At 58.2% G+C, this 17,674-nt stretch carries 19 protein-coding genes; 9 read left to right on the forward strand and 10 right to left on the reverse strand.

The window, feature by feature from the left end; translation table 11 throughout:
* Positions 1-36 precede the first annotated feature (36 nt).
* The gene (gene tyrS / locus KVG88_RS14200) at positions 37-1,236 is read right to left on the reverse strand and encodes a tyrosine--tRNA ligase (RefSeq protein ID WP_217872133.1); all 1,200 of its coding nucleotides are present in this window, start codon (positions 1,234-1,236) and stop codon (positions 37-39) included.
* Positions 1,237-1,434: 198 nt separating this feature from the next.
* On the opposite strand from tyrS, the gene KVG88_RS14205 reads away from it, so the two are divergent.
* Together KVG88_RS14205 and KVG88_RS14210 are read left to right on the forward strand one after the other, a co-directional pair.
* Positions 1,435-2,874 carry a peptidoglycan DD-metalloendopeptidase family protein gene (locus tag KVG88_RS14205; protein WP_217871844.1) on the forward strand — a complete coding sequence of 480 codons (1,440 nt, stop codon included), beginning with the start codon at positions 1,435-1,437 and terminating at the stop codon, positions 2,872-2,874.
* Between the two features lie 3 nt (positions 2,875-2,877).
* The gene (locus tag KVG88_RS14210) at positions 2,878-3,969 is read left to right on the forward strand and encodes an anhydro-N-acetylmuramic acid kinase (RefSeq protein WP_217871845.1); all 1,092 of its coding nucleotides are present in this window, start codon (positions 2,878-2,880) and stop codon (positions 3,967-3,969) included.
* 66 nt (positions 3,970-4,035) lie between these two features.
* Here KVG88_RS14210 and erpA read toward each other — a convergent pair whose 3' ends face one another.
* Both erpA and argC read right to left on the reverse strand, forming a co-directional pair.
* A complete protein-coding gene (gene erpA / locus KVG88_RS14215) occupies positions 4,036-4,386 on the reverse strand; it encodes an iron-sulfur cluster insertion protein ErpA (protein ID WP_007906865.1) in 351 nt (116 codons plus the stop codon).
* Between the two features lie 167 nt (positions 4,387-4,553).
* Positions 4,554-5,588 (reverse strand): N-acetyl-gamma-glutamyl-phosphate reductase, encoded by a 1,035-nt coding sequence (gene argC / locus KVG88_RS14220; RefSeq protein ID WP_150703810.1) that lies wholly within the window; start codon positions 5,586-5,588, stop codon positions 4,554-4,556.
* Between the two features lie 134 nt (positions 5,589-5,722).
* On the opposite strand from argC, the gene hemJ reads away from it, so the two are divergent.
* From hemJ to coq7, 6 genes are all read left to right on the forward strand, one after another.
* Positions 5,723-6,151, forward strand: a complete 429-nt coding sequence (hemJ, locus tag KVG88_RS14225; protein ID WP_217871846.1) for a protoporphyrinogen oxidase HemJ — start codon at positions 5,723-5,725, stop codon at positions 6,149-6,151.
* 31 nt (positions 6,152-6,182) lie between these two features.
* A complete protein-coding gene (locus KVG88_RS14230; RefSeq protein WP_217871847.1) occupies positions 6,183-7,151 on the forward strand; it encodes an NAD(P)H-dependent flavin oxidoreductase in 969 nt (322 codons plus the stop codon).
* Positions 7,152-7,227: 76 nt separating this feature from the next.
* Positions 7,228-8,184: a DUF805 domain-containing protein gene (locus KVG88_RS14235; RefSeq protein ID WP_217871848.1), complete on the forward strand. Its 957-nt coding sequence runs from the start codon at positions 7,228-7,230 to the stop codon at positions 8,182-8,184.
* A gap of 61 nt (positions 8,185-8,245) precedes the next feature.
* Entirely contained in the window at positions 8,246-9,034 is a 789-nt protein-coding gene (locus KVG88_RS14240) for an SDR family NAD(P)-dependent oxidoreductase (RefSeq protein ID WP_150703814.1), read from the forward strand.
* Between the two features lie 81 nt (positions 9,035-9,115).
* Positions 9,116-9,454, forward strand: coding sequence for a histidine triad nucleotide-binding protein (locus tag KVG88_RS14245; protein ID WP_008027110.1), 339 nt, complete (start codon positions 9,116-9,118; stop codon positions 9,452-9,454).
* A gap of 165 nt (positions 9,455-9,619) precedes the next feature.
* Positions 9,620-10,267 carry a 2-polyprenyl-3-methyl-6-methoxy-1,4-benzoquinone monooxygenase gene (gene coq7, locus KVG88_RS14250; protein WP_150703815.1) on the forward strand — a complete coding sequence of 216 codons (648 nt, stop codon included), beginning with the start codon at positions 9,620-9,622 and terminating at the stop codon, positions 10,265-10,267.
* An 85-nt stretch (positions 10,268-10,352) separates the two neighbouring features.
* On the opposite strand, the gene speD is transcribed toward coq7, so the two are convergent.
* Entirely contained in the window at positions 10,353-11,147 is a 795-nt protein-coding gene (gene speD, locus KVG88_RS14255) for an adenosylmethionine decarboxylase (protein WP_150703816.1), read from the reverse strand.
* A 239-nt stretch (positions 11,148-11,386) separates the two neighbouring features.
* Positions 11,387-11,809 carry an OsmC family protein gene (locus tag KVG88_RS14260; RefSeq protein ID WP_008061600.1) on the reverse strand — a complete coding sequence of 141 codons (423 nt, stop codon included), beginning with the start codon at positions 11,807-11,809 and terminating at the stop codon, positions 11,387-11,389.
* A 230-nt stretch (positions 11,810-12,039) separates the two neighbouring features.
* Between KVG88_RS14260 and crp the strand changes: the two genes are divergently transcribed.
* Complete coding sequence (gene crp / locus KVG88_RS14265; protein WP_075946134.1) at positions 12,040-12,684, forward strand: cAMP-activated global transcriptional regulator CRP; 645 nt, start codon at positions 12,040-12,042, stop codon at positions 12,682-12,684.
* A gap of 10 nt (positions 12,685-12,694) precedes the next feature.
* Here crp and KVG88_RS14270 read toward each other — a convergent pair whose 3' ends face one another.
* The 5 genes from KVG88_RS14270 to trpE all read right to left on the reverse strand — a co-directional run bounded on the left by KVG88_RS14270 (position 12,695) and on the right by trpE (position 17,605).
* The gene (locus KVG88_RS14270) at positions 12,695-13,396 is read right to left on the reverse strand and encodes a lipoate--protein ligase family protein (RefSeq protein WP_217871849.1); all 702 of its coding nucleotides are present in this window, start codon (positions 13,394-13,396) and stop codon (positions 12,695-12,697) included.
* A 127-nt stretch (positions 13,397-13,523) separates the two neighbouring features.
* Positions 13,524-14,360 carry an indole-3-glycerol phosphate synthase TrpC gene (gene trpC, locus KVG88_RS14275; RefSeq protein ID WP_150703818.1) on the reverse strand — a complete coding sequence of 279 codons (837 nt, stop codon included), beginning with the start codon at positions 14,358-14,360 and terminating at the stop codon, positions 13,524-13,526.
* A complete protein-coding gene (gene trpD, locus KVG88_RS14280) occupies positions 14,357-15,406 on the reverse strand; it encodes an anthranilate phosphoribosyltransferase (RefSeq protein WP_217871850.1) in 1,050 nt (349 codons plus the stop codon). The genes trpC and trpD overlap by 4 nt, the downstream gene beginning before the upstream one ends.
* 9 nt (positions 15,407-15,415) lie before the next feature.
* On the reverse strand, positions 15,416-16,009 hold the full coding sequence (locus KVG88_RS14285; RefSeq protein WP_096514722.1) for an aminodeoxychorismate/anthranilate synthase component II: 594 nt from the start codon (positions 16,007-16,009) through the stop codon (positions 15,416-15,418).
* 114 nt (positions 16,010-16,123) lie between these two features.
* Entirely contained in the window at positions 16,124-17,605 is a 1,482-nt protein-coding gene (gene trpE / locus KVG88_RS14290) for an anthranilate synthase component I (RefSeq protein ID WP_217871851.1), read from the reverse strand.
* Positions 17,606-17,674 lie beyond the last annotated feature (69 nt).

A 17,674-nucleotide genomic window follows, 5' to 3' on the forward strand; every position in this document is an offset into this window, starting at 1 on the left:
GCTTCTAAAATTCGCCGTCAACCCCTTATTTCAGGTTTATTCGGATTTGAGCGTAATACGCGCAAATGCCTTCTTCCCTGCCTGACAAACATGGGTCGCACCCAGTGCATATATAAAGGTGCGATCGACCACCTCACCATCTATACGCACACCGCCAGATCCGAGTAGATCTCGCGCCACGGCCGAGTTCTTGACCAGGCCTGCCTTATTAAGGACAGCAGCAATCGGCATATCTTCAGCAGCAGTCAACTCGATTTCCGGCAGATCGTCCGGCAACTCGCCATCCTTCATGCGATTGCCTGCCGCACGGTGAGCATTGGCCGCAGCCTCCTCACCATGGAACCGCGCAACAATCTCTTCCGCCAGCTTGATCTTGATGTCACGCGGATTGGCACCCGCCTCTACATCGGCGCGGAACGCATTGATCTCATCCATGGAACGGAAGCTGAGCAATTCGAAGTAGCGCCACATCAGCGCATCCGGAATCGAAACCAGCTTGCCGTACATCACGCCCGGCGCTTCCTGAATCCCAACGTAGTTGCCCAAAGACTTGGACATCTTCTTCACGCCGTCCAGCCCTTCGAGCAATGGCATGGTCAGAATGCATTGAGCCTCCTGACCGTACCCACGCTGCAACTCGCGCCCCATCAACAGGTTGAACTTCTGATCGGTACCGCCTAGCTCGACATCCGCACGCAAGGCAACCGAGTCATAACCCTGGACCAGTGGATAGAGGAACTCGTGAATGGCGATTGGCTGATTGGTCGTGTAGCGCTTGTCGAAGTCATCGCGCTCGAGCATGCGAGCCACGGTGTACTGAGAGGTCAGGCGAATAAAATCGGCCGGCCCCATCTGGTCCATCCAGGTGGAGTTGAATGCCACTTCGGTCTTGTCAGGATCGAGAATTTTGAAAACCTGAGTCTTGTAAGTCTCGGCGTTCTCCAGAACCTGCTCGCGAGTCAGCGGAGGCCGCGTTGCGCTCTTGCCGCTTGGATCGCCGATCATCCCGGTGAAGTCACCTATAAGGAAGATGACCTGATGCCCCAACTCCTGGAACTGGCGCAGCTTATTAATAAGCACGGTATGACCCAGGTGCAAATCCGGCGCGGTCGGATCGAAGCCTGCCTTAATACGCAGCGGCTGGCCGCGCTTGAGCTTCTCTACCAGCTCGGACTCGACCAACAGTTCTTCCGCACCACGTTTGATCAGCGCTAGCTGCTCTTCAACCGACTTCATAACCAACCTGCAAGGCTCAGATTCAAAGGGAACCAACCATACAAGAACGCCCGCCAAATACAAGGTTTGCCCGGCGCGCGGACGCCAATCCACGGACAGGGTGTCCGCAGACTTGCTTCAGAGATGATTTGGTTATATTTTATACAGTTATTTCATCTTCATCATGTCATTCATCTTTTCAAAGTCAAAAAACTACTTATGACCAAAGAATCGTCTAAAGCGCCACCGCTTTACCCGAAGACCCACTTGCTCGCTGCGAGCGGCATCGCCGCCCTACTGAGCCTGGCGCTTCTGGTATTTCCTTCCAGTGATGTTGAAGCCAAAAAGACAACCCTGAGTCTTGAACTGGAAAGCCCTGCTGAACAACTGACACAAGAACAAGACGCTGCTGAAGCCGTTCAAGCCACAAATGAGCCAGCAGCGTCACCTTTCGCACAGATCGAAAACAGCGCCGAAGAGACCCAGGAAACCGCTGAGGCCGCGCCAGAGCCAGCCCCGACCCCAGCCGCTACGGTGGCCGAAGAAAAGAAGGCCCCCAACCACAGGGAAGTGATCGTCGCCAAAGGCGATACGCTCTCCACGCTTTTCGAGAAGGTGGGGCTTCCAGCCACGTCGGTTCATGACGTGCTCGCCAGCGACAAGCAGGCCAAGCAATTCAGCCAGCTCAAGCACGGGCAAAAACTTGAGTTCGAATTGAGCGCCGATGGCCAACTGAGCAGCCTGCACAGCAAGGTCAGCGACCTCGAAACCATTACCCTGAGCAAGAACGACAAGGGCTTCACCTTCAATCGCATCACTGCCAAGCCGACCGTACGATCCGCCTATGTACACGGCGTTATCAACAGCTCGCTTTCGCAATCTGCCGCTCGCGCAGGTCTGTCGCACAGCCTCACCATGGACATGGCGAGCGTGTTTGGCTATGACGTCGACTTTGCCCAGGATATTCGCCAGGGTGACGAGTTCGATGTGATCTATGAACAGAAAGTGGTCAACGGCAAAGCTGTCGGTAACGGCCCGATCCTGTCCGCACGCTTTACCAACCGTGGCAAGACTTACACCGCGGTGCGATACACCAACAAGCAAGGCAACAGCAGCTACTACACCGCTGATGGCAACAGCATGCGCAAGGCATTCATCCGTACCCCGGTTGATTTCGCCCGCATCAGCTCGAAGTTCTCCATGGGCCGCAAACATCCGATCCTGAACAAAATCCGCGCCCACAAAGGCGTGGACTACGCAGCTCCGCGCGGTACGCCAATCAAGGCTGCGGGCGACGGCAAGGTCTTGCTGGCGGGTCGCCGTGGCGGTTACGGCAACACCGTTATTCTCCAGCACGGCAATACCTACCGCACGCTGTATGGCCACATGCAGGGCTTCGCCAAAGGCATCAAGACTGGCGGCACGGTCAAGCAGGGGCAGGTTATCGGTTACATCGGCACCACCGGTCTTTCCACCGGGCCGCACTTGCATTACGAGTTCCAGGTGAACGGCGTTCACGTCGATCCGCTGGGCCAGAAAGTAGCAATGGCCGATCCGATTTCTAAAGGCGAACGCGCTCGCTTCCTGGCGCAGAGCCAACCGCTGATGGCGCGTATGGACCAGGAAAAAGCCACGCAGTTGGCTTCGGCCAAGCGTTAAGCCATGGCCCTTTATATAGGTGTGATGTCCGGGACCAGCCTTGATGGCCTGGACATCGCGCTGATCGAGCAGACTTCGGCGATCAAACTGATCGCCACGCATTACATCCCCATGCCCGATTCCCTGCGTACAGAGCTGCTTGGCCTGTGCGCCAGTGGTCCTGACGAGATTGCCCGCTCCGCCATTGCCCAGCAAAACTGGGTGAAGCTGGCAGCACAGGGCATCAATTCCCTCCTCGCTCAACAGCACCTCGCCCGTGACGATATCCGCGCAATTGGTAGCCACGGCCAGACCATTCGCCATGAGCCAGCGCGCGGCTTTACGGTGCAAATCGGCAACCCCGCGCTACTGACCGAGTTGACGGGTATCACTGTGGTCAGCGATTTTCGTAGTCGGGATGTAGCCGCCGGCGGCCAAGGCGCCCCGTTGGTGCCAGCCTTCCATGAAGCTTTGTTCGAGGAACGGCCCGGCAACCGCGCCGTACTGAACATTGGTGGTTTCAGCAACCTCAGCTTGATCGAGCCCGGCAAGCCAGTGGCCGGTTTCGACTGTGGTCCGGGCAATGTGCTGCTGGACGCGTGGATTCATCAACAACGCGGCGATAACTATGATCGTGACGGCCAATGGGCTGCCAGCGGCAAGGTCGAACCGATCCTGTTAAAGGCACTGCTCAGTGATCCGTTCTTTGTCACCCAGGGCCCGAAGAGTACCGGCCGGGAAGTGTTCAACCTGCCATGGCTGATGCAGCACCTGGCGCAGCTCCCGACCTTCGCGGACGAAGATGTCCAGGCAACGCTGCTAGAACTGACCGCGCTGACCATCATCGAATCGTTGCAAGGCGCCCAGCAGGACACTCAAGAAGTGTTGGTGTGCGGCGGTGGTGCGCACAACGCCACATTGATGAATCGACTGGCCGGATTACTGCCGAAGGCGAAAGTCAGCAGCACATCCGCCTACGGCGTCGATCCGGACTGGGTCGAAGCCATGGCGTTTGCCTGGCTCGCTCACTGCTGCCTCGAAGGCATCGCCGCCAACCGTCCAAGCGTTACCGGCGCCCGTGGACTGCGGGTCCTTGGCGCCATCTACCCCGCCTAAACACCAGACAGCAAAACGCCGCAGGGCCCTGAAGCCATGCGGCGCTTTTTGATGCTGGAATGCTGATCAGATCGAGAACGAAGAGCCACAGCCACAAGTAGTGGTCGCGTTCGGGTTCTTGATGACGAAACGCGAGCCTTCCAGACCTTCCTGATAATCCACCTCGGCGCCTGCCAGGTACTGGAAGCTCATCGGATCGACCACCAGACTCACACCTTCGCGCTCGACGATGGTGTCGTCATCGGCCACTTCTTCATCGAAGGTGAAGCCGTACTGAAAACCTGAACAACCGCCGCCCGTAACGAATACGCGCAGCTTCAAGCGATCATTCCCCTCTTCATCGACCAGGCTCTTCACCTTGTGCGCGGCACCGTGGGTGAATTGCAAAGCCGTGGGGGTGAAGGATTCGACGCTCATGCTGACTATCTCCCGGCGTTACGCCGTCATATTGCGTGATGACGCGCATTATCCGCTTCTCCTAGAAAAGCGGTCAACTATTGTTATGGTATATCAACCAACCCAATCGCCAGCCCGAAATGCAAAAAGGCCCGTTCAACGGGCCTTTTTGCTGTGCGCAATTCGCGTTACGGCAACATGCCCGCGTGGGACAGACCCAGGCGCTCGTCCAGACCGAACAGAATGTTCATGTTCTGTACCGCCTGCCCCGAGGCGCCTTTGACCAGGTTGTCGATCACCGAGAGCACGACCACCAGATCACCATCCTGCGGACGATGCACGGCAATGCGGCATACGTTGGCACCGCGCACGCTGCGGGTTTCCGGGTGGCTGCCAGCCGGCATGACGTCGACGAACGGTTCGCCGGCATAACGTTTTTCGAAGAGCGCTTGCAGATCCACCGAACGGTCCACGACGGTCGCGTACAGCGTCGAGTGAATGCCACGGATCATTGGAGTCAGGTGCGGAACGAAGGTCAGGCCCACGTCCTTGCCAGCTGCGCGACGCAAGCCCTGGCGAATTTCCGGCAAGTGGCGGTGACCTTTAACGGCATAAGCCTTCATGCTTTCCGATGTTTCGGAATACAGCGAGCCTACGGAGGCGCCGCGGCCAGCACCGCTGACGCCGGATTTGCAGTCGGCGATCAGGTGCGAAGCATCGGCCAGGCCGGCTTCGAGCAATGGCAGGAAGCCCAATTGCGTAGCGGTTGGATAGCAACCCGGCACCGCGATCAGGCGCGCCTTCTTGATTTGCTCACGATTGACTTCCGGCAGCCCATAGACCGCTTCGTCCAGCAGCTCCGGCGCGCCATGCGGCTGACCGTACCACTTGGCCCATTCATCGGCGTCTTGCAGACGGAAGTCCGCCGACAGGTCGATAACTTTGGTGCCCGCTGCCAGCAACTCACCCGCCAATGCGTGTGCAACGCCATGCGGCGTGGCGAAGAACACCACATCGCAGGCACCCAGCGTCTTGATGTCCGGCACGCTGAACGCCAGGCCGTCGTAATGGCCTCGCAGGTTCGGATACATGTCGGCCACGGCCAGGCCAGCCTCGGATCGGGAAGTGATGACTACCACTTCAGCTTGCGGATGTTGCGCCAACAGACGCAGCAGTTCGACACCGGTGTAACCCGTGCCGCCGACGATACCGACCTTGACCATAAACCTGCCCTCAACGAACCCACTGGAAAGCCGTCGATAATAGGGGCCGCGCGCCCCTGCGACAACCGTCAAGGTGACGTGCGGAGCCTCAAGCCTCTACTATTCGGGCTACCGTGAACCTGGAATAACCAAAAATGCTCTATCTGTGGATCAAAGCGCTTCATATCGTCAGCATCGTTTGCTGGTTTGCCGGCCTGTTCTATTTGCCGCGCCTGTTCGTTTATCACGCCCAAAGCGAGGACACCGTCAGTAAAGAACGCTTCAGCATCATGGAGCGCAAGCTGTACCGGGGCATCATGGGCCCGGCGATGATCGCCACGCTGATCTTCGGCGGCTGGCTTATTTACCTCAACCCAAGCATCTTCAGCCAGGGTGGCTGGATACACGCCAAACTGACCCTGGTGGTGCTGCTGATCGGCTACCACCACATGTGCGGCGCTCAGGTGAAACGTTTTGCTCGTGGCGAGAACACCCGCAGCCATGTCTTTTATCGCTGGTTCAATGAAGTGCCAGTTCTGATATTGCTGGCAATCGTAATTCTGGTCGTCGTTCGGCCGTTCTAATTCCAACAGACAACTCACCGGGGTACTTCCAATGTCGCTGCCCGCTCTGCTTGAACAACGTCTGCGTCTGCCCGTGGTGGCAGCGCCGATGTTCCTGATTTCCAACCCGCAACTGGTGCTCGCCTGCTGCCGTAATGGCGTGGTCGGCAGTTTCCCGGCTTTGAACCAGCGCGAGAGCAGTGGTTTCAAAGCCTGGCTGGACGAAATCGAAGCAGGCTTGGCGACACTGGAAAACCCCGCGCCGTATGCGGTGAACCTGATCGTCCACAACAGCAACCCGCGACTGCAAGCAGACCTGGAGATCTGCATCGAGCACAAAGTGCCGATTGTGATCACTAGCCTCGGCGCGGTGAAAGAACTGGTCGATGCGGTGCACAGCTATGGCGGTCTGGTATTCCATGACGTGACAACCCGCCGCCATGCCGAAAAGGCTGCCGAGGCCGGTGTGGATGGTTTGATCGCCGTCGCGGCAGGCGCAGGCGGGCATGCCGGAACCTGGAGCCCGTTTTCACTGATCGCCGAGATCCGACAGTTCTTCGACAAGACCCTGCTGTTGGCCGGCTGCCTGAACCACGGCCACGAAATTCTCGCCGCACAGTTGCTTGGTGCCGATCTTGCCTACTTCGGCACACGATTTATCGGCACCACCGAAAGTCATGCGCCTGAGGCTTATAAAGAGATGCTGCTGACATCCAGAGCCGCAGACATCGTCCATACTCCAGCAGTGTCAGGTGTACCAGCGAGCTTCATGCGCCAGAGCCTGGAAGCCGCCGGCTTTGACATGGCGGCGCTGCAGAATAAGGGCGAGGTCAACTTCGGCTCCAAACTCAAGCCGCTGAACGATGAAGCCAAAGCCTGGAAAACCGTATGGTCGGCAGGCCAGGGCGTAGGCGAGATCGATGACCTTCCGAGTGTTGACCAATTGGTTGCACGCCTCGATGCCGAGTATCGCAAGGCTTTGGAGCACGCCGCGCAACTGCCCAAGCGCTGGCCGCGCTGAATAAATACGGGCCAGCCATACAGGGCTGGCCTTAAACTCGCTGTACCCAAACTCTCGCGACAAGGATGCCTCGGCAATGAGCGAAAACCGTTTCAAGATCGTGTTCGACGGCGCTCTGTTGCCAGGTGTCGACTCAGGCACTGCCAAACTCAATCTCGCGGCGCTGTTCAAGAGCGACGTCGCCGCCATCGAGCGCTTGTTCAGTGGTCGGCCGGTGGCACTCAAGCGCGATCTGTCCCACGCCGATGCACAAACATACTTACAGGCTTTGAAGAACACCGGCATCGATGCGCGCATCGAGTCCGAGCCATCGATCGAGTTGAGTCTGTCCGACGTTCACGACCATGTGCCAACAGCCGCTGTAGCGGAACCGGACTCGCCCTATGCCCCGCCAAAGGCCAATGTCGGAGAAAGTGTTGCCGGGTTCGCGACACTCAAACCATTCGGTGTCGAAGGCCGCATCGGACGCCTGCGTTTTCTGGCGTGGTCGATGGTGCTCAGTCTGGTTACGCTGGCGGTTGTCGGCGTATTCGCCATCATCGGCCTCGGTCTTGTGAGCGGCGACTCAACCGCCGGCCTGATCGTTGCCGGCATCCTCGCCTTCATCCTTTGCCTGGCGTTCCTCATCGTCAGCATCATGATCAGCGTCCAGCGCTTGCACGATATTGGCTGGTCAGGCTGGCTTTGGCTGTTGAACCTCGTGCCGTTCGTGGGCAGTTTCTTTCCGCTGTTGATGCTGGTGATGCCGGGAACTCCGGCTGCAAACCGATACGGCGCTCCACCACCACCCAACAGCACTGCGGTCAAGGTGCTGTCCTCGCTATGGGTCGTAGTGATCGCGCTGCTTATCGTCGGCGCACTGGCGGGCGGGATTTCGGCGATACAGGACGAATACGAAAACACGCTCGAAAGCAGCTATCAAAGTGGTTCGGTCACCACCGACGAAATCGAAGTCGAGGTCGAACCGGACGCAAATTCCCCCGCCGATGCAGCCGAAGAAGCCCAGCCCCCTGTAGACTCTGCGAAAGAATGAACAGCGCTCCCCTCCCGTGACACCCGCGTCGCGGCGCGGAGCTGTTGCGATGGAGAATTGCATGACCCGTTACGCTCTGATCACTGGCGCTTCCAGCGGCATCGGCCTGGCGATGGCCGAAGCGCTGGCCCGGCGCGGCCGCAGCCTGCTTCTGGTGGCCCGACAGCGTGATCAGCTGGAAAGTATTGCAACTGAACTGACTCAACGGTTTGGCGTGGAAGTGCTGTTCCGTGCCTGCGACCTGGGCGAACCGCTACGCTTGTCCGGGTTCCTGCTGGAGCTGGAGGAAGGTGATCGCCAGATCGATCTACTGGTCAACTGCGCCGGTATCGGCACCTGTGGCCCATTTCTCGCCCAGGACTGGATGACTGAGCAGGACCTGATCGAAGTGAACATCCTGGCGCTCACGCGCTTGTGCCACGCCATCGGCAACAGCATGGCACTACAGGGCGGCGGGCAGATTCTGAATGTCGCCTCGGTCGCGGCCTTCCATCCCGGCCCCTGGATGAGCACTTATTACGCGAGCAAGGCTTATGTGCTGCACTTTTCCGAAGGTTTGCGCGTCGAGCTGAAAAAATGTGCAGTCAAGGTTTCGGTGCTGTGTCCCGGCCCGACTCGCACCGGTTTTTTCCGTACCGCACAATTGAACTCAGACAAACTGGCCAACAGCAAACTGCTGATGAGCCCGGAAGAAGTTGCGCTCTACACCGTACGGGCGCTGGAGAAAAATCGCGCAATCATTATTCCGGGCCGCCGTAACCGCTGGTTCGCTACCCTGCCCCGGTTCGGCTCGCGCTGGCTGATCCGCACAATTACTGGCATGGTCAATAAGGCTTACTGCCCGCGCTGACCGTCCGGCAAGGTAAATAACTGGGCTCGGATAAATCCCATGGGTACACTCAGGCCAGCCCCAACAACGGAGAAAACAGCTGTGGATACTCTGTTCACCAAGATCATCAACCGGGAAATCCCGGCGAAGATCATTTACGAGGACGACCAGGTTCTGGCCTTCCACGACATCGCCCCACAGGCACCGGTACATTTTCTGGTGATTCCGAAGAAGCCGGTGCGCACCCTGAACGACCTGACCGAGGACGACAAGGCTTTGGCCGGGCACATTCTGTTCACCGCCCAGCGTCTGGCGCTGGAACTGGGGTGTGAAAAAGGCTTCCGCGTTGTCATGAACTGCAATGAAGAAGGTGGGCAAACTGTCTATCACATTCATATGCATGTGCTGGGTCAACGCCAGATGCACTGGCCGCCGGGCTGATTTCACTAAGCGCTCAAAAGATCGCAGCCTTCGGCAGCGCCTACATTGGATCGCGTACACCTGTAGGAGCTGCCGAAGGCAGCGATCTTTTTGCTTTTGACCCAGCGCAAACCTTCCCCGGCCGATTGGGTTAAACTGGCCGCCGAGATTCTTCCGGAGGTCAGCATGACTACCCAACGTCACTACTCGCCGATTGACCGCCTTCTGCTGCAAGCCGATGCCGCGATGCGTACTTTGCTGCCCTTCAGTGGCCAACCGTACCGCCCGTCGCCCGCCATCGTGCAGCCGGACGTGAAAATGAGCGACGAAGACACCCGGCACGTCGCCGGCCTGATGCGCATCAACCACACGGGTGAAGTCTGTGCCCAGGCGCTGTACCAAGGGCAGGCCCTGACTGCCAAGCTGCCGCAAGTGCGCGCAGCCATGGAACATGCCGCCGAAGAAGAAATCGACCATCTGGTCTGGTGCGAGCAACGTCTCCATCAACTCGGCAGCCATACCAGCATTCTCAATCCGTTGTTCTACGGCATGTCGTTCGGGATCGGCGCGGTGGCAGGGCTGATCAGCGACAAAGTCAGTCTGGGTTTTGTTGCGGCAACAGAGGATCAGGTATGCAAACACCTGAACGAGCACCTTGAGCAACTGCCGGCCGAGGACGAAAAATCCCGGGCGATTCTTGAGCAGATGCGCATTGATGAAGAACAGCACGCCGAAAGCGCGCTGGATGCCGGCGGTTTCCGCTTTCCGGCGCCGGTGAAGTTCGGCATGAGTTTGCTGGCCAAAGTGATGACCAAGAGTACTTATCGGATCTGATGAAGGTTGCCTGATAAGGCTTCATCGCGAGGGTTTTGACATGAAAAAAGGCGACCGAGGTCGCCTTTTTTTGTGTTCGAAGATCTTAGTTCGGCATGTTGCGTGCGTAGAAGATTTCGAGCATTTCGTGTTTTACACGATCAGTCACCTGGGCACGTTGCTCCGGGGACAGGCTGCTGGTGGCGTCGCCGAACAGGTAGTTATCCAGTTCGAAGTTCTTGAGCAGCATTTTGGTGTGGAACAGGTTTTCCTGATACACGTTCACGTCGGTCATCTGGTACGCGTCGCGGGTGTCTTCGGACAGGTAGTTCTGGATCGAGTTGATCTCGTGATCGATGAAGTGCTTTTTGCCTTCGACGTCACGGGTAAAGCCGCGCACACGGTAATCCACGGTCACGATGTCCGAATCGAACTGGTGAATCAGGAAGTTAAGCGCTTTCAGCGGTGAGATGACCCCGCACGTCGACACGTCGATATCCACACGGAACGTTGCAATACCGTCGTCCGGATGGATTTCCGGGTAGGTGTGCACCGTGATGTGGCTCTTGTCGAGGTGGGCCAGGATGATTTCGGGCAACGGGCCCGGGGACTCTTCGATCTGGCTGTCGGTCGGGGTTACCGGCTCTTCAGAGATCAGAATCGTGACGCTGGCGCCCTGTGGCTCATAGTCCTGACTGGCAATGTTCAGGATGTTGGCACCAATGATATCGACAACTTCTGTGAGGATCTGCGTCAGGCGCTTGGCGTTGTACTCTTTATTGATGTACTCGACGTAAGCCTGTTGGTCTTGCGGGGTTTCCGCGTAGCAGATGTCATAGATGTTGAAGCTCAAGGTCTTTGTCAGGTTATTGAACCCGTGGAGCTTGAGTTTGCTTTTCACCGTTAAAAACTCTCTATGTGTTTGCGGCCCGGCCGCGTGATCAAGCATGCCCGTCAGATGCGAACGACGCACCTGCGTAGGACGGTTAACACCTCTTCGCGATGGCGATTTTGGTTGTCTGTTCGGGAGCGCGGCCTGTCGGCTGACGGGCCACTACCCTGAAAAAAGTGGCGCATTATGCAGACGTCAGCTTGGGATCGCCAGAGTCTGCACTGCTTTTATGATAGTTGAATGTCGATTCAACCGAGCTCGATGATTTCGTAGTCGTGGGTAATCTCGACGCCGGCCGCGCCGAGCATGATCGATGCCGAGCAGTATTTTTCGGCGGACAGTTCGATGGCGCGCTTGACCTGGGCTTCTTTCAAGCCACGGCCCTTGACCACGAAGTGCATGTGGATCTTGGTGAAGACTTTCGGATCTTCGGTCGCGCGCTCGGCTTCGAGGAAGGCTTCGCAACTCTCCACCGCCTGGCGAGATTTCTTGAGGATGCTGACCACATCAAAGTTACTGCAACCGCCGACACCCAGCAGGAGCATTTCCATTGGTCGGACACCCAGGTTGCGACCGCCGGCATCGGGCGGACCGTCCATGACCACGACATGACCGCTACCGGATTCGCCGAGGAACATGGCTTCGCCAGCCCATTGGATGCGTGCCTTCATCGCCAAGACTCCACTGTATAAAAAAGGGTCGCCAGCTTAGCACAGGCCCCGGATAGACAGCGCCCACCCTCTTAGGACCATTCCTTCTGCCTTGTAGGTAATTTCTCGAATATTGCCGGAAGTGTCTGTTAAGCTGACGCCAATTCGCTGACGCATGACCAGCCTTTGCCGCGGCTTGCGCAATTCATAAAAAAATCAAACATACCGTGCAGTCTTTTCGGGATACAACCATGGTTGCTATTGCCCCCACACTCAAGATCAAGAACCTCGATAAGCTGTTGATGCATTGTCAGCGCCGCCGCTATCCGGCCAAGAGCAACATCATTTGTGCCGGCGACCGCTCGGAAACGCTGTTTTTCATCATCAAGGGATCGGTCACCATCCTGATCGAGGATGATGACGGACGCGAAATGATCATCGCGTACCTGAACACCGGGGACTTCTTCGGTGAACTGGGTCTGTTCGAACAGGCAGGCCTGGAACAGGAACGCAGCGCCTGGGTGCGGGCCAAGGTCGAATGCGAAGTCGCGGAAATCAGCTACGCAAAATTCCGTGAATTGTCGCAGCAGGATCCAGACATTCTTTACGTGCTTAGCGGACAAATCGCACAACGCCTGCGCAACACCACCCGCAAGGTGGGCGACCTGGCGTTTTTTGACGTGACCGGTCGCGTCGCGCGCTGCCTGTTGGAGTTGTGCAAACAGCCCGACGCCATGACCCACCCCGATGGCATGCAGATCAAGGTGACCCGTCAGGAAATCGGGCGGATTGTCGGGTGCTCTCGGGAAATGGTCGGTCGCGTGCTCAAAGATCTTGAAGAACGCAACCTGGTGGACGTCAAAGGCAAGACCATGGTGGTCTTTGGTACTCGATAAGCTCGAAAACCTAACCGCTGAACATCTGCTCGAGCATTAGCCGGTAGAGCTCGTCCAGACGGGCCAGTGCATCCGGCGCCGCGAACTTCTCATGCAGGGCGATATGGCTTTCGGCTCGCACCCGCTGCTCCAGACCGCAAGCCTCGTTGAAGCGGTTGACCGCCGCGACCATCGATTCGCGGTCGTTATCCATCAACATCGCACCGTGCACCAACCCTACCGGACGCTGACCGCCCTGGCTCTGGCGCCAACGCTGGGCGGTACCGACCATCTTGCGTCCGTCGAGGTTGACGTTGAAACGACCGTCGCAGAATGCACCGTCAATTTCGCCCAGGGACGAAGTGCCGCCCAACTCGTCCAGCAACTGGCAGATGGGATCGCACAGACGCCGGTAGCCGGTTTCAATGCGGTTCAAATCGCCTTCGCTACGCGGTGGCGCGTAAACCAGAGCAATGTTGATGGTGGTGGCTGATTGCGGGACGGGTTCTCCACCCGTATCGCGCAACAACACGGGCCAACCTGCTGCCGCTGATACTTCACATGCTGCTTCGAAACCCGGCAGGCGACTCAAGCGGCGTGGCATCACTAATGCCTGATCGCTTGGTTGCCAGAACAGCAGGCCGAACTCTCCACCGCCAGCGCAAACCGACGCCAGCAAATCCTGTTCGGCTTGCAGGCCGGCTTCGATGGTGTGGGAAACAGGTGAGGTCATAAGGGATCCGTAGGACATAGAGTCTGTGGTGCTTCTTATGCCGCTATCGCGAGCAGGCTCGCTCCTACAGGGGATTTGTTTACAGCAAAAATCCAATGTGGGAGCGAGCTTGCTCGCGATGCTTTATTCAGTCGAGGGTCGAGCCACTGACAGGAACGCCGCGCTCAGGGAAGAACAAACGCTGCAATTCCGTGCCCGGGCTTTCGGCGCGCATGAACGCTTCGCCGACCAGGAACGCATAAACGTCGCTGATTTCCATCAGTTCGACGTCGGCGCGGTTGAGGATGCCGCTCTCGGTGATCACCAGACGGTCGCGCGGAATGCGCGGCAGCAGGTCGAGGGTGGTTTCCAGGCTGACGTCGAAGGTGTGCAGGTTGCGGTTGTTCACGCCCACCAACGGTGTGTCGAGGGTTTTCAAGGCCCGCTCCAGTTCGTCGCCGTCGTGGACTTCCACCAGCACATCGAGGTTGACGCTTTTGGCCACGGCGGCCAGCTCGGCCATTTTCACGTCGTCCAGTGCGGAGACGATCAACAGCACGCAGTCGGCGCCCAAGGCTCGGGCCTCAACGATCTGGTACGGGTCGATCATGAAGTCCTTGCGGATCACCGGCAGCTTGCAGGCTGCACGTGCTTGCTGCAGGTACGCATCGGCGCCCTGGAAGTAATCGATGTCGGTGAGTACCGACAGGCACGTCGCACCGCCCTTCTCGTAGCTTTTGGCGATATCGGCAGGAACGAAGTGCTCGCGGATCACGCCTTTGCTTGGGGAGGCTTTCTTGATTTCAGCAATGACCGCCGGTTGTTTGAGCTTGGCCTGAGCGATCAGCGCCTTGGCAAAACCACGGGGTGCATCGGCCGCCTTGGCCAGGTTTTCCAGCTCGGAGAGGCTTACGCGAGCACTACGCTCGGCAACTTCCTCGACTTTACGCGCCAGAATCTTTTCCAGAACCGTCGGTACACTCATCCCTCATTCTCCACTTTGAATACCGCGGTAAATGCACCCAACTCCTCAAGTTTTTCCCGAGCGAGACCGGTATGCAGCGCATCGTGCGCCAGGGCTACGCCCTCTTTCAGGCTGCTGGCATGGTCGGCTGCGTACAGCGCAGCGCCGGCATTGAGCATGATCATCTCGGCCGCTTTCTGACCGTTTTCGGTCTTGCGCTTGCCCAAGGCATCGCGAATCAGTTCCAGAGACGCCGCCGGGCTTTCCACCGCCAGGCCGTGCAGGCTCTGGCTCTTCATGCCCAAGTCTTCCGGTTCGATCCAATACTCGGTGATTTGATCGTTTTTCAGCTCTGCGACAAAGGTCGGAGCAGCGAGGCTGAACTCATCCAGGCCATCTTTCGAATGCACCACCAGCACATGTTTGCTGCCCAGACGCTGCAGCACTTCTGCCAACGGACGGCACAGGGCCTGGGTGAATACGCCCACCACCTGATGCTTCACACCGGCCGGATTCGTAAGCGGGCCGAGCATGTTGAACAGCGTGCGCAAACCCAGGTCCTTGCGCGGACCGGCGGCGTGCTTCATGGCGCTGTGGTGAGTCTGGGCAAACATGAAGCCGATACCGACGTTGTCGATGCAACGTGCCACTTGAACCGGGGTCAGGTTCAAGTAGATGCCGGCCGCTTCCAGCAAGTCGGCACTGCCACTCTTGCCCGAGACCGCTCGGTTACCATGCTTGGCCACAGTGCAGCCGGCCGCCGCTACGACGAATGCGGAAGCAGTCGAGACGTTGAAGATATTGGCACCGTCACCGCCAGTGCCCACCACATCGACCACGCCGTCGAGGGTCTTGAGTTCGACCTTGTCCGCCAGCTCGCGCATGACCGACACGGCCCCGACGATTTCGTCGATGCTTTCGCTCTTCATGCGCATGGCCATCATGAACGCACCGATCTGCGCGTCCGTGCATTGCCCGGTCATGATTTCGCGCATCACATCGCGCATTTCTTCGGTACTGAGGTCAAGGTGATCGACGATACGGCCCAGGGCTGTCTTGATATTCATGAGTAGTCCTTAGCGCGTGCCGCCGGTTTGTTTGAGGAAGTTGGCGAACAGTTCGTGGCCCTGCTCGGTCAGGATCGACTCAGGGTGAAACTGCACGCCTTCGATGTTCAAGGTCTTGTGACGCAGGCCCATGATCTCGTCGACCGAGCCGTCTTCGAGCTGAGTCCATGCGGTCAGTTCGAGGCAATCAGGCAAGGTTTCGCGTTTGACGATCAAAGAATGATAGCGCGTGACCGTCAGCGGATTGTTCAGACCCTCGAAGACGCCTTTGTCTTCATGGAACACCGGGCTGGTCTTGCCGTGCATGACTTGGCGGGCGCGAACCACGTCGCCGCCAAAGGCCTGGCCGATGGATTGATGGCCCAGGCACACACCGAGAATCGGCAGCTTGCCGGCGAAGTGTTTGATCACGTCAATCGAGACGCCGGCTTCGGTCGGGGTGCAAGGGCCGGGCGAGACGACGATACGCTCAGGGTTGAGGGCTTCGATCTCGGCAACGGTAAGTTCATCGTTGCGCACGACTTTGACCTGGGAGCCCAGCTCACCGAGGTACTGCACAACGTTGTAGGTAAAAGAGTCGTAGTTATCGATCATCAGCAACATGGCGTTAAGAACCTCTTGAATTCACTGACTACTAATACGGCCTTCGAATGAATGGCCCGCCGCGTCCAGCGCTTGATTGCTCAAGGCGGCCGGCAGACGGGCAACGTTCATCGGTCAGCCTTGCGGAGTTTGTTCAGCCAGCGCCACGGCGCGGAACATCGCGCGGCGCTTGTTCAGGGTTTCTTCCCATTCCAGCGCCGGCACCGAGTCGGCGACGATGCCGCCACCAGCCTGCACGTGCAGTTCGCCGTTCTTGATCACCGCCGTGCGGATCGCAATGGCGGTGTCCATGTTGCCGTTCCAGGCGAAGTAGCCGACGGCGCCGCCGTAGACACCCCGCTTGACCGGTTCCAGCTCGTCGATGATTTCCATCGCACGGATCTTCGGCGCACCGGACAAGGTGCCCGCCGGCAGAATCGCCCGCAGTGCGTCCATCGCCGTCAGGCCGGCTTTCAGTTGGCCAGTGACGTTGGACACGATGTGCATCACGTTGGAATAACGCTCGATGACCATTTTCTCGGTGAGTTTCACCGAACCGATTTCCGAAACCCGGCCGGTGTCGTTACGACCCAAATCGATCAGCATCAAGTGCTCGGCGATTTCCTTGTCGTCCGACAGCAGGTCTTTTTCCAGTGCCAGATCGGCTTCTTCGTTGGCCCCACGCGGGCGGGTGCCGGCAATCGGGCGCACGGTGATCAGGTTGTCTTCGACCCGCACCAGCACTTCCGGTGAACTGCCGACGACATGGAAGTCGCCGAAGTTGAAAAAGTACATGTAAGGCGTCGGGTTGAAGCAGCGCAACGCGCGGTACAGATCGATCGGCGCAGCCTTGAAGTCGATCGACATACGCTGGGACGGCACGACTTGCATGCAGTCACCCGCCAGGATGTATTCCTTGATGGTGTCGACGGCTTTTTCGTAATCGTCCTGGGTGAAACTGGAGCGGAACACCGGATCAGCGGTTTGTTGCTTGCTGAAATCCAGGCCACGGCGCGGAGTGATTGGCTGACGTAGTTTTTCCAGCAGTTCTTCCAGGCGTGCGCGACCTTGCTCGAAGGCATCTTCCTGCGCCGGATCGGCCAGGACGATTGCGTGCATCTTGCCAGCGAGGTTGTCGAACACCACCACGGCGTCGGACACCATCAACAGGATATCCGGCACGCCCAGCGGATCCGGGTTCGGACATTTGCCCAGACGCTTTTCCACATAGCGCACGCAGTCGTAACCGAAGTAGCCCACCAGGCCGCCATTGAAGCGCGGCAGGCCGGCGATGGTCGGCACGTTGTAGCGCGCCTTGAAGGCTTCGACAAAGGCCAACGGGTCTTCCACGTCGTGGTTTTCGGTTTCGACGCCGTCAACGGTGACACTGACGTGATGGTCATGAACGCGCATCACGGTGCGGCACGGCAGGCCGATGATCGAGTAACGGCCCCATTTCTCGCCGCCCTGTACGGACTCCAGCAAGTAGGAATTGGGCTCGTCGGCCAGTTTCAGGTAGATCGACAGCGGCGTGTCGAAGTCGGCCAGGGTTTCGCAGGCAAGCGGGATGCGGTTGTAGCCGGCAGCGGCCAAACGCAGGAATTCTTCGCGGATCATGATGTGCCTCGTGGCTTGAGGGTCTAACAGTCAGGTATGCAAACGCGCCGGATAACCGGCCAGGTAAAA

It is taken from the genome of Pseudomonas azerbaijanoccidentalis, from assembly GCF_019145495.1.
Classification (GTDB): domain Bacteria; phylum Pseudomonadota; class Gammaproteobacteria; order Pseudomonadales; family Pseudomonadaceae; genus Aquipseudomonas; species Aquipseudomonas azerbaijanoccidentalis.

Excerpts from the sequence above, each read along its gene's own strand:
- argC (WP_150703810.1), bottom strand. The coding sequence starts at position 5,588 with ATGGTCAAGGTCGGTATCGTCGGCGGCACGGGTTACACCGGTGTCGAA.
- crp (WP_075946134.1), top strand. The coding sequence starts at position 12,040 with ATGGTTGCTATTGCCCCCACACTCAAGATCAAGAACCTCGATAAGCTG.
- tyrS (WP_217872133.1), bottom strand. The coding sequence starts at position 1,236 with ATGAAGTCGGTTGAAGAGCAGCTAGCGCTGATCAAACGTGGTGCGGAA.
- trpC (WP_150703818.1), bottom strand. The coding sequence starts at position 14,360 with ATGAGTGTACCGACGGTTCTGGAAAAGATTCTGGCGCGTAAAGTCGAG.
- trpE (WP_217871851.1), bottom strand. The coding sequence starts at position 17,605 with ATGATCCGCGAAGAATTCCTGCGTTTGGCCGCTGCCGGCTACAACCGC.
- KVG88_RS14235 (WP_217871848.1), top strand. The coding sequence starts at position 7,228 with ATGAGCGAAAACCGTTTCAAGATCGTGTTCGACGGCGCTCTGTTGCCA.
- KVG88_RS14230 (WP_217871847.1), top strand. The coding sequence starts at position 6,183 with ATGTCGCTGCCCGCTCTGCTTGAACAACGTCTGCGTCTGCCCGTGGTG.
- erpA (WP_007906865.1), bottom strand. The coding sequence starts at position 4,386 with ATGAGCGTCGAATCCTTCACCCCCACGGCTTTGCAATTCACCCACGGT.
- coq7 (WP_150703815.1), top strand. The coding sequence starts at position 9,620 with ATGACTACCCAACGTCACTACTCGCCGATTGACCGCCTTCTGCTGCAA.
- KVG88_RS14205 (WP_217871844.1), top strand. The coding sequence starts at position 1,435 with ATGACCAAAGAATCGTCTAAAGCGCCACCGCTTTACCCGAAGACCCAC.
- KVG88_RS14240 (WP_150703814.1), top strand. The coding sequence starts at position 8,246 with ATGACCCGTTACGCTCTGATCACTGGCGCTTCCAGCGGCATCGGCCTG.
- KVG88_RS14210 (WP_217871845.1), top strand. The coding sequence starts at position 2,878 with ATGGCCCTTTATATAGGTGTGATGTCCGGGACCAGCCTTGATGGCCTG.
- hemJ (WP_217871846.1), top strand. The coding sequence starts at position 5,723 with ATGCTCTATCTGTGGATCAAAGCGCTTCATATCGTCAGCATCGTTTGC.
- KVG88_RS14270 (WP_217871849.1), bottom strand. The coding sequence starts at position 13,396 with ATGACCTCACCTGTTTCCCACACCATCGAAGCCGGCCTGCAAGCCGAA.
- KVG88_RS14285 (WP_096514722.1), bottom strand. The coding sequence starts at position 16,009 with ATGTTGCTGATGATCGATAACTACGACTCTTTTACCTACAACGTTGTG.
- KVG88_RS14260 (WP_008061600.1), bottom strand. The coding sequence starts at position 11,809 with ATGAAGGCACGCATCCAATGGGCTGGCGAAGCCATGTTCCTCGGCGAA.
- trpD (WP_217871850.1), bottom strand. The coding sequence starts at position 15,406 with ATGAATATCAAGACAGCCCTGGGCCGTATCGTCGATCACCTTGACCTC.